Raw genomic sequence first — 10,802 nt, 5'->3', positions numbered from 1 at the left:
CATCGGGCGCGACCACCGCCAACCGGGCATTGGTCCAGACGCGATCACGCTCCATTGTTCGCCCTCCGCCACCCACAGGAAACGCTGGTCGCTTGCCCTGATTATTGTATAGACATAATTCGGAACTATGAGGATTGTCCAGTGACAGTCGATACCCGGCACGCAAGATCGCCAGAGACCTGGCTTTGGTTCGATCAGGCCCTTCTCGACACAGGTTGGGTGCGGTCCGTCCGCATCGGAATCCACAATGAACTAATCGGCGCCATCGCGATCGGAGCTGCGGCCGAGCCCGGCGATCAGGTCCAGGCGACAGGCCTTCCCGGACTGACCAACCGGCTCAGCCATGTGTTCCAGAGTGGAATGGCGGGGCTGGCCGACGAATGCCTGGTCTGGCGCCCGGCCGGACTATCTGTTGTGCGACGCGGTAGAGGTCGATCGCCGTTGGTGTCTGGTTCACGCCACTCATATGTCCGTTCTGATCGACGCCGCCCAGGCGCTGAGAATGCTGGAGTACTCCCAGCGCCTGCTCGAACGCACTCGCACTGTGATGGAGGATGAGGCGAGCGGTTCGACGGGCGGCGGGATGGTCCGCGAGGCGCTCACAGGCAGCAGGGAATTCGGTCAGCCACGGGCTGGTGGTCGCCCGGGTAGCCGATCTCGTCGCCTTGTCCGGCGAAGCAGGCACGGACGAGATATCTCTCGGAGACGCCCGCCTCGATCAATGGATCTTCGCCTCGCGCGACCGGCGAGCGGACGCCGTCTGGCGTCGGGGTAGACAAGTCGTGGCGAATGGCCGCCATGTGGCGCACGCCGAAACAGCCCGCCGGTATGCTCGCGTGCTGTCGAGGATTCTGGACCTTGGGAACGCATGACCGGCGGCGCTGACACCACCCTGCATAAACGCATCCGGTCCGACATCGCTGAACGGATTTTGTCTGGGGACTGGGCTCCCGGACACCGCATTCCGTTCGAACACGAACTGATGGCCCAGTACGGCTGTTCCAGGATGACGGTGAACAAGGCGCTGACACCTTTGGCCGACAATGGCCTGATCATTCGGCGACGGCGGGCGGGGTCGTTCGTCGCCCGCCCGCGCATCCATTCGGCGGTGCTCGATATCCCCGACATTCAGGCTGAGATAACGGGCCGGGGCGAGCCCTACGGATACGAACTTTTGTCGCGCAAGATCCGGACTGCGAACCGGCGAGACAACAAAAGCCTGGAGCTCCCGGTCTCCGGCCGAATTCTGACCCTCCAGTGTCTCCATCGTGCGAGCGGACGTCCCTTCGCGATCGAGGAACGGTTAATCAGTCTGAGCGCCGTACCGGCCGCAGAGGCGGTCGATTTCGCACAGACCCCCCCGGGAACCTGGCTTCTGGGATTCGTCCCCTGGACCGAGGCCGAGCACAAGATCAGCGCGATCAACACATCCAGAGCGTCGGCCAAATTGCTTTTGATCGAACCCTCGGTCGCTTGCCTGTCTCTGGAAAGGCGAACCTGGCGAGGTGACGATCCGATTACCCACGTTCGTCTGACGTTCCCAGGCGAAGCCTACGATCTCGTCGCGCGGTTCGCCCCAATGGGCGAAAAGGCATTGTCAGGCTAACTTCCCCACGTCGAAAGCTCCCTACCCGCCGCCCTTCAGGCAGCAACAGACGCCCATTCGGCGTCCGCATCGGCGCGGAAGCGGCGAAGTGTGGGTCTGCTGATCAAATGACGTTGGATGTTGAAGGCGTCGTAGCTCGCTGCGTGGGTGGTAAGGAACCTCTGGGCTGAGGCCTCCGATTTGAACCGCTGCTGCTGCCGTTCTCATCTTCGGATCGGCAGCCAGGAGTTCTCAATGCGGTTGTTTTCTCAAAGCCGCCCGGGCCGGTGCGAATGCCTGAGATCCTGGCCATCGAGCGCTGCGCCCTAAGAGGCGATGCAACTGGCAGAAGGCGCTTCAGCCGCCTCGCGATCAGCGGGCCGAACGTGAACGTCCAGCACCTGATCGTATCATAGCTGACGTCGATCCCGCGTTGCGCCAGGAGCTCTTCGACGTCGCGAAAACTGAGGCTGAAACGGAAGTAGAGCCAGTCGGCATGGCGGATGACCTCCGCCCAGAACTGGTGACGCCTGAACGAACTCGACTTCCCGAAATATGATCCCCGTCAGTGGCTTACGCCACAAATACCGGAGACCTTTAGCGTTCGCCTGACAGCACCCAACCGATCAGGCTCTAAAGCGCTAGCACCTCGGCCAGACGGGCGTGGGCGCTGATCCGGTGCGCGCATTGATCGACGCCGGCAACCAGAGCTTTCAGGTCTTCGGGAGCAATGGCTCCACGTCGGACGAGGCGCAGAAGATTGACGGCCGGCGTGAGTGCGCCGTCAAGCCAGGCGTCGGTGATCATCAGGGCCCCCACGAGCCTACCGAGCGCATAAAGCGTATCGACCAGGCCTTCGATCTCGATCGTCGCACAACAGGCCAGCATTTCGTTGACGAGGGCGTGAAGGGTCCGCAACTCCTCAGCCGTTGGCTGTCGATGAGGATCCGCTGTCATCTCGATGATCTCGGCGATGGCTGCGTCGATCGCCTCTGGTGAAGTGACGTTCCTAGGCAGTCTTCGGCGCATCACGAATGGCAGGACTGACCGCGGCCACAGCAGTGGCGAGAGATGCGATATTGTTCACCGCCATCTTCCGCATGATCCGCCCTCGAAAGACGTCGACGGTCCTTGGGCTGATACCAAGAGCGAGGCCCGCGCTCTTGCTGCTGCCGCCGGCGGTCAGGATCTCGACGACCTGGCGTTCTCGTTGAGACAGGCTCGCATAACGCAGATCGACATCCGTTTCGGGCGGCGCCGGTGTGGCCAGACGAGAGGACAGGGACGCCTGGACTATGGCCAGAAGCTTTTGTGGGGGGAAGGGCTTGATCAGAAAGTCAGTCGCGCCGGCGCGTATGGCGGCCACGGCGTCCGGAACGTCCCCGTGGCCGCTGATCACGACGATCGGCCAAGAGAGACCCTTCTCCCCCGTCAGCTTGCTCACAAGTGTCAGCCCATCCATTTCCGGCATGCGCAGGTCCGTGACGATGCACGCGGGAGACAAACCGGGCAGCGCCGCCAGGAAGTCTGTCGCCAGGGGGAACGACCGGACCTCATAGTTCGCGGACGAGAAGACCGCCTCAAGCGACTCCAGCACTGCGGCGTCGTCATCGATCAGAACGACCCTGCGGACCACAATGGCTCCAAAGCGATACTGCGCGACTGTGAATGGTTCACATCCGCAACTATGGGACGTTCTGCTTAGGCAGGCGGAAGCTTGGCCGACAAGTAAGCGTTTTTACTTATCGATCCCCGCCACACCGTCAATATGGTGCTGTCAGATTTCCGCCAAGGCGAACAGCGCCCTGCCCATCTAGGCTCAGGGCTCATTGCGTGGCGATGTCAGGGTGACCGCATCGGGTTGAGAAGCCCCCGACCCTGCCGCCCTTCAGGCAACCGCCGCCGCCCATGCGGCCTCAGCATCGGCGCGGAAGCGGCGACGTGTGGGTCTGCTGATCAAATGACGCTGGATTTTGAGGCTGGTGTAGCTCGCTGCGTGGGCGTTGCGAAATCTCTGGACTGAGGCTGGGATTTGAACCGCCGCTGTCGCTCTCGTCGTCGGATCAGAAGCTGGGAGTTCTTCGCCCGATTATTGTCTCGAAGCCGGCTATCGAGCGCTGCGCCATATGAGGCGATGGAACTGGCCGAAGGCGCTTCAGCTGCCTCGCGATCAGCGGGCCGAACGTGAACGTCCAGCACCGGATCGTCTCAGAGCTGACGTCGATCCAGCGTTGCGCCTGGAGCTATTCGACGTCGCGAAAACTGAGGCTGAAACAGAAGTAGAGCCAGTCGGCATGGCGGATGACCTCCGCCGGGAACCGATGGCTGACTGACGCCGGCTTCACAATAGTCCATCCCGGTCAGTGGCTTACACTCTGTTCAGTGGGCAGAAGTTAGTGTCAGACCGACAGTACCCCGTCCACAGATGACAGCACCGCCACGCGTCTGTGCTCAAACGTCGCCTTGACGGGAAGTTGCGCTCGGCTTCCTGCTGATCGATGGTCTCCGGAATATCGACGAATTGGCGCTACCACCCACAGCGCGACGCTCTGCTGGCGGAGGCTCACGCCCGCCCTTTCACACCACTGGTCGGCCCCGCGCTCGTGACGCGGATCGCCACACTTTCAGGTCAGGCTGGCGAGCAAGGCGACCGGGACCACATGGCCGCCCTGTGCCGCCGCCTTGGGCAAGCCGAACCAGGCCCCACAGCCCGCTGGTGCGGCCTTGAAGCCGGGACATGGCATCTGAGATGGGAGCGCCACACTGAGTTTTCGACCTGGACCTTCTTCCGCTCGCCCGTGAACAAGGCGCCCTTCGCCGAGACCGCTCTCGACATGGTGCCGATTGACTGGCTCGGCGCGTGGCCGGGCGACGTCCTGGTCGCGACGAGGCTGGAGGTTTGGAGCCATGCAGATGTGACTGCCGCCACAGCCCTGTTTGCCGTCGGCGTCACCGGCGGCCGACTGGTCGACAGCGACACCCTTGTTCTGACTGATTTCAGGGCCGACGCGGAAGGCATGACCAGGTTTCTGCTGTTATCCGACGACGTCGGCGACGGCGCCTTGACCGGGCGACTTGTTCAGACCCTGCTGGAGGTCGAGACCTATCGTCTGATGGCTCTTCTTGCCTTTCCAGTCGCAGGGGAGTCGGCCTCGGCGCTCTCTTGCATCGAGGCCACGGCGGCGGACCTCGCTCACCAACTCGCCGAGGATGCCGATCCAGATGCCGACCGGCTGTTGCTGGATCGACTGGCGGCTGTCGCTGGCGAAACCGAGGCGCTGATCAGTCGTACGAATTTCCGCTTTGACGCAGCCGCAGCCTATCACCGCCTCGTGCGCGAGCGGATCGAGCGGCTGCGTGAACAGCACCTCGAGGGTCTTCTGACGCTGGGCGAGTTCATGCAGCGTCGTTTGGACCCGGCGATGCGGACCTGCGACGCGGTGGCGGAACGGCAGCGCGCAGCCATCGCCCGGATCGCCCGGATGACACAGATGCTCAACACCCGGGTCGAAGTCGCAGCCGAAGCTACGAGCGCCGCCCTGCTGGCGTCGATGGACCGCCGCGCAGGTGCTCAGCTAAGGCTGCAACAGGCAGTCGAGGGTCTGTCGACGGTGGCCATTGCCTATTATACCGTTGGCCTGATGTTGTTACCTCTGAAGGGGCTGGAGCGCATCTGGACCCAATTCGACGCCACGCTCGTCGCGGGCTTGCTCACCCCGTTTGTGTTGGCGGGGGTCTGGCTTGGACTAAGGGCATGGCGCGAGCAATTCGCCCATGAGGGCTGACAAGCCAGGCCCGCCAAGGCGAATTTCGCCGGTGTAAGTGGACGGTGTTGAACCGCCTCGGGGGCTGGCAGGGCAACCTGGCCAGATCGAAGATCGCCCGACCCTGCCCGGGCAGGGTTGCCACCTCAGCCAAAACAGCGACTGCGTCGGCGCGGAACAGTATTTCCTCAACATCGCGGAACCGAGGCTAGACCCGAAGTCCAGCCTGACGACCTCGCAGATCACCCCTGCGGGAAACAGATTCAGCTCGAGCGGAACCGGCTTGCGAAACACTAGCCCCGTCAGCCGCCGAATCCGCCTTTGGCGGAGACTACCTGGCGTTTGCCCGACAGCCCCCCCCGAGGGCCTCGGTCGGGCAGCTACTTTTGAGGCTGGAAAGCTCTGCCGCGATTGCCGATCATCACCCAACCAGCATTTGTGGGTTGATACCCCCCCCTTGGCTTGGCGACGGCGAGCCCCAGCACGGCCAGCTCCGGCCCCCGGCTTACATTCGCCACCCGATCAGGATCGACCATGTCAAGGAGCGCATCAATGCGTTCGGGGTCTGTCATCATCATGAATCTCGGCGAAGGCGTGTGGGGGGATAAAGTATCGGCCCCTCCCATAGCCTATTCCCCGTTCCATGGCGGCGGAAGTTGGCCTGCCTTGAACAGGATCGTGGGATTCTCGTCATAATCACCCATCTCGGTGTCTGCCGAGACGGCGAACGCGACCACGCCCAGCCGGAGCGGTGCGAGACGTTCGGCTTTCCGGCGGGCTTCCTCAGCGGACGTGCAGCCCATCTGCTGCTCAGCCTTCAGGCCTTTTCCGCGCCCCTGGACGTAGGCCTGGATGATGTAGACGGTCTCGACAGCCATTGGTTCAGCTCCGGTGCGACGGGCCGCCTTATAGACACGCCGCCAGCGGAATGGACCCGCAAAACGCGACCTGGGCGCGGAGCTCTGTAGTCAATCCCCGTGCGTCAGACTCCGTAGCCTTCAACCGAAAATCTGAAGGGGTAATGCCGACGAGCACAATGCCTAAAAGCTCACTATTCGAGCTTCACCCAGATCTGTCTCAATAAGAGGCTCGTGCAGGCGCCCGGCGACGAGGTCCTCGATCAGGGCAGCGGATATGCGGGTCGGCCACCTCGAGGGCTCCTGCAATCCCCGTCGCCTGCACTCAGCACCGGGCCATATCCGCCGAGCCGAGGCCGAACGCGGAGTCGCTCAATCCCCTCCAAATGTGCGGGGGAAGATCAGATTTTGCCGGAGACCTTTTAGCGCTAGAGTGACCGCATCAGGGGCCGTTCGCCCCATGAACCTTAACAGCTTCCCGGCCCCGGTTAACAGCTGAGTCGCATCCGGCCCACCCGTGCTCGCGTAGCTTACAGCGTTCAGCCGAGGGCGGCGTGATGACATCCACCGCACGTCCTGCGTGCCACGGGTTCATTGCATCGTCCTCAGCGGCCAACTGGGATAGACGATGACCGACACACCGGGCGTGATCGAGACGGCTTCGTACAGCGAAGCCAGGCCGCCCTGGGTGGTCCCGCTGATCGGAGCCCTGTCTTCACTGTGGCGAGTCGGCCGCCTTCTGATCGTCGATCCCGCGGGTCGCTCGCTGGCGGTCGGCCCCGGGTCGGCCCAGGCCGTTGTCTGGCGTATCCGGAACTGGCGAGCGTTCTCGCGGATGCTCAAGCGCGGCGATATCGGGTTCGCGGAAGGCTATGTGGCCGGGGATTGGGACACGCCGGACCTCCCTGGTCTCCTCCTGGCTTTCGCCGACAACTACGACCACCTCGGCCGCCTTGTGGGCGGCAATCCGGTCGCACGGGCGATCGACGCGATCCGCCACGCGTTCTCTTCGAACACCCGCAAGGGCTCGCGGCGGAACATCGTCGCCCACTACGACCTTGGCAACGATTTCTACGCCCGGTGGCTGGATCGGGGAATGACCTACTCCTCGGGCCTGTTCGCCTCTCCGGACCAGACCTTGGAGGACGCCCAGAACGCCAAATACGCAGCCGTGGCCGACGCCGCCGATATCCGTCCGGGCCAGTCAGTTCTTGAGATCGGCTGCGGCTGGGGCGGATTCGCCGAGTATCTGGCTCGCGAGCGCGCGGTTCACGTCACGGCCATCACCCTGTCGCCATCCCAGAAGGCCTTTGCCGAGCAACGCATCGCTCAAGCCGGTCTGAACGACCAGGTCTCGATCCAGTTGATCGACTACCGCGACGTGCCGGGATCGTTTGATCGTATCGTCTCGGTCGAAATGTTCGAGGCGGTGGGCGAGGCATACTGGCCGACGTTCTTCGAGACAGTCCGCGCCCGGCTCGCGCCCGGCGGCCGCGCCGGACTGCAGATCATTACGATCCGGGACGACCTGCTCGCGACCTATCGCCGGCGGCCCGATTTCATTCAGATGTACGTCTTCCCCGGCGGAATGCTGCCGTCCGAGACACGGCTGGCGCGGGCTGTCGGCGCCGCCGGACTGGAGGGACGGGTGGTTCGCCGCTTCGGCGCCGACTATGCGGAAACCCTTCGGCGCTGGCGGGTCGCCTTCGACACCGGCTCCGCCGCGGGCAAGGATGAGCGATTCTGCAATCTGTGGCGCTACTACCTCGCCTACTGCGAGGCCGGGTTCCGCTCGGGGCGGACGGACGTCGTCCACATGACCCTCTCCCGCGACTGATCGCCGATCGGCATCCGGAGCGGGCGTCCGAGCGTAGTTGCACAGGCCCAGAATTCGACCACAGGCAGCTCAATGTTCGACCGCACCCTCGACTCAACGACCGGCCCGAAGCGGCGCATCGCGGTAGTGGGTGCAGGCATCGCCGGCCTGTCGGCGGCCTGGCTGCTGTCGCGGCGCCACGAGGTGGTGCTGTTCGAGACCGAAAACCGGCTGGGCGGCCATTCCTGCACCGTCGACGCGCCGTCTCCGGATGGTTCTATCGCGGTGGACACCGGCTTCATCGTCTACAACGAGCCGAACTATCCGAACTTTACGGCCCTGCTCGACCATCTCGGCGTGGCGAGCAAAGCGGCGCATATGTCGTTCGCCGTCTCGATGAACGCGGGCGGTTTCGAATACTCCAGCCATGGTGCGCGCGGCCTGTTCGCCCAGAAGCGCAACCTCGCCAGCCCCCGGTTCTGGGGCATGCTGATGGATCTGAAGCGGTTTCACCGGACCGCCGCCGGCGACCTGGCTGAACTGGATCGGTCGCTGTGCTCACTGGGCCGCTACCTGGACGACCGCAAATACGGCGACAGCTTCCGCGACCTGCATCTGCTGCCCCAGGCCGCGGCGATCTGGTCGTCAACGCCGCGCCAGATGGCGGACTATCCGGCCGCCGCCTTCATCCGCTTCTATCGCAACCACCGCCTGCTCGAAGTCGACATGGAGCCAACCTGGCGCACGGTCGCGGGCGGTAGCCGTCGATATGTCGAGGCGCTCGCTGCCGATTTCCAGGGAGACGTTCGCCTCAACGAGCCGGTCTCCCGCATCGAGCGCGGAGCCGATGGCGCGACCCTGCACACCCGGTGTGGCGCGGAACGTTTCGACGCGGTGGTTCTGGCCGTTCACTCCGATCAGGCCCTAGCCCTCCTGGCCGAACCAGGCGCGGACGAACGACGCCTGCTCCAGCCCATGGCCTACGGTCGCAACCGCGTCGTCCTGCACCGCGACTGCAGCTTCATGCCGCGCCGCCGCAGCGCCTGGGCCGCCTGGAACTACGTCGGCGCCGGCCGGGCCGATGCGGGCGGCGCCGCCAGCGTCACCTACTGGATGAACCTGTTGCAGGGGCTTTCCGGACCGGAACTCTTCGTGACCCTGAACCCCGAGCGTGAGCCAGATCCGGCCCTGGTGCTCGCCGACCGCGACTTCGATCACCCCATTTTCAATGCGGATGCAATGCTCGCCCAGCGCGGCCTCGGTTCGCTGCAGGGACGGAACAACACCTGGTTCTGCGGTGCCTGGTTCGGCTCGGGCTTCCACGAGGACGGTCTCCAGGCCGGACTGGCTGTCGCCGAAGACATTGGCGGCGTTCGCAGGCCCTGGAGCGTGCCAAACGAAAGCGACCGAATCCCCATGCCCATCCCCGCCCTAGAGCCCTTGGCGGACCGATGATCACGGGGCTGAGATCGGGAATCTACTCGGGTCCGGTGTTTCACCGCCGCCTGCGCCCCCGCGTCCATGCGCTGCGCTATCGGCTGTTCATGCTGCTGATCGACCTCGAGGAATGGGATGATCTGGTCGGCCGTCTGCGGTGGCTCGGGTCCGGGCGGTTCGGCCTGATGAGCCTGCGACAGAGCGATCACGGCGATGGCTCCGCCATGCCCCTGAAAGTCCAGATCGAACAGCGGATGCGCGCTGCGGGCCTCGCAACCGGCGGGCAGGTGCAACTGCTGACCCTGCCCCGGATCCTCGGGTACGCCTTCAACCCGCTCAGCGTCTATTTCTGCCATGCCGAAAACGGTGGGCTGAGCGCCATCCTCTACGAGGTGTCCAACACCTTTGGCGGCCGCCACGCCTATCTGATGCCGGTCGGCGCCGCCTCGGGGCCTTTGCGGCAGTCGGTCGAGAAGGCCTTCCACGTCTCGCCGTTCATGGACATGGACCTGACTTACCGGTTCGAGGTTGATCCGCCTGAGAGCGAGCCGGCGGAGATCGCCCGTGTCTCCATCACGGTGGACGACGCCAACGGCCCCTTGTTGCTGACCGGCTTCTCGGGCCTCCGCTCCGAGCTCACCGACACCAACCTGCGCCGCGCCTGGCTCGGCCATCCCTTGCTCACACTCAAGGTCATCGCCGGCATCCACTGGGAGGCGGTTCGCCTTCTTCTCAAGGGCCTGCGTCTGCGCGGCGGGGTCACGCCCTCCCATCCCGTCACGGTCGGGGGACCGTCCGAAACCTCCACCGGAACCCGACATGCCTAGATTCGCCCTGCCGCTCGCGGCCACCCTTATTCTGATGATCGCCACGGCCGCCTCTGCAGAGGCGCCGGAACCCAGACGCACGATCGACCTCGACCGCTTCATGGGGCGCTGGCACGAGATCCTGCGCACGCCGAACGACCATCAGCGCGACTGCTGGGCCGCCAGCCAGGTCTGGAGCCGCCGCGCGCCGAATGACTTCTCGATCAGCCAGACCTGTCACCGGGGCGCTCGCGACGGTCGCGTCACCACCGTCAACACGCGGGCCCGCGTCACCGACACCTCGACCAACGCCAAGTTCGAGGCCAGCTTCTTCGCCGGCCTGATCCGCCAGCGCTACTGGGTCATCGACGTCGCCCCCGACTACAGCTGGATGATCGCCACAACCGCCGACGGCCGGTTCCCGGCCCTCCTCTCGCGCAGTCCGACCATGAGCGCGGCTGAACAGACGCGTCTGCGCAACCGAATGGCCGAGCTCGGCCTCCCGAACCGCCAGCTGATCCAGCGCTGAACCTGAAG

10 protein-coding genes and 1 pseudogene are annotated in these 10,802 nt (G+C 64.4%); 8 read left to right on the top strand and 3 right to left on the bottom strand.

The window, feature by feature from the left end:
• Positions 1-141 precede the first annotated feature (141 nt).
• On the top strand, positions 142-558 hold the full coding sequence (locus ACP7AZ_RS15460; protein ID WP_426039523.1) for a hypothetical protein: 417 nt from the start codon (positions 142-144) through the stop codon (positions 556-558).
• Between the two features lie 310 nt (positions 559-868).
• Entirely contained in the window at positions 869-1,606 is a 738-nt protein-coding gene (gene hutC / locus ACP7AZ_RS15455) for a histidine utilization repressor (protein ID WP_426039522.1), read from the top strand.
• Between the two features lie 35 nt (positions 1,607-1,641).
• Here the strand turns inward: hutC and ACP7AZ_RS15450 are convergent.
• A pseudogene (locus ACP7AZ_RS15450) lies at positions 1,642-2,090 on the bottom strand (hypothetical protein).
• 158 nt (positions 2,091-2,248) lie between these two features.
• Between ACP7AZ_RS15450 and ACP7AZ_RS15445 the strand changes: the two are divergent.
• The gene (locus ACP7AZ_RS15445; RefSeq protein ID WP_426039521.1) at positions 2,249-2,584 is read left to right on the top strand and encodes a hypothetical protein; all 336 of its coding nucleotides are present in this window, start codon (positions 2,249-2,251) and stop codon (positions 2,582-2,584) included.
• A gap of 10 nt (positions 2,585-2,594) precedes the next feature.
• Here ACP7AZ_RS15445 and ACP7AZ_RS15440 read toward each other — a convergent pair whose 3' ends face one another.
• Positions 2,595-3,221, bottom strand: a complete 627-nt coding sequence (locus ACP7AZ_RS15440; protein ID WP_426039520.1) for a response regulator transcription factor — start codon at positions 3,219-3,221, stop codon at positions 2,595-2,597.
• Between the two features lie 862 nt (positions 3,222-4,083).
• On the opposite strand from ACP7AZ_RS15440, the gene ACP7AZ_RS15435 reads away from it, so the two are divergent.
• Positions 4,084-5,370 (top strand): DUF3422 family protein, encoded by a 1,287-nt coding sequence (locus ACP7AZ_RS15435; RefSeq protein WP_426039519.1) that lies wholly within the window; start codon positions 4,084-4,086, stop codon positions 5,368-5,370.
• Between the two features lie 608 nt (positions 5,371-5,978).
• Here the strand turns inward: ACP7AZ_RS15435 and ACP7AZ_RS15430 are convergent.
• Entirely contained in the window at positions 5,979-6,227 is a 249-nt protein-coding gene (locus ACP7AZ_RS15430) for a hypothetical protein (RefSeq protein ID WP_303694889.1), read from the bottom strand.
• Positions 6,228-6,834: 607 nt separating this feature from the next.
• Here ACP7AZ_RS15430 and ACP7AZ_RS15425 point away from each other — a divergent pair.
• From ACP7AZ_RS15425 to ACP7AZ_RS15410, 4 genes are all read left to right on the top strand, one after another.
• Positions 6,835-8,043, top strand: coding sequence for a class I SAM-dependent methyltransferase (locus ACP7AZ_RS15425; protein ID WP_426039518.1), 1,209 nt, complete (start codon positions 6,835-6,837; stop codon positions 8,041-8,043).
• A gap of 72 nt (positions 8,044-8,115) precedes the next feature.
• On the top strand, positions 8,116-9,477 hold the full coding sequence (locus tag ACP7AZ_RS15420) for an NAD(P)/FAD-dependent oxidoreductase (RefSeq protein WP_426039517.1): 1,362 nt from the start codon (positions 8,116-8,118) through the stop codon (positions 9,475-9,477).
• A complete protein-coding gene (locus ACP7AZ_RS15415) occupies positions 9,474-10,286 on the top strand; it encodes a DUF1365 domain-containing protein (RefSeq protein WP_426039516.1) in 813 nt (270 codons plus the stop codon). Before ACP7AZ_RS15420 ends, ACP7AZ_RS15415 begins: the two co-directional genes overlap by 4 nt.
• Entirely contained in the window at positions 10,279-10,794 is a 516-nt protein-coding gene (locus ACP7AZ_RS15410) for a lipocalin family protein (protein WP_426039515.1), read from the top strand. Before ACP7AZ_RS15415 ends, ACP7AZ_RS15410 begins: the two co-directional genes overlap by 8 nt.
• Positions 10,795-10,802 lie beyond the last annotated feature (8 nt).

It is taken from the genome of Brevundimonas sp. DC300-4 (genome assembly GCF_049897365.1).
In the GTDB taxonomy this organism is placed as follows: Bacteria; Pseudomonadota; Alphaproteobacteria; order Caulobacterales; family Caulobacteraceae; genus Brevundimonas.
This window is presented reverse-complemented; position numbering and strand designations above follow the sequence as displayed.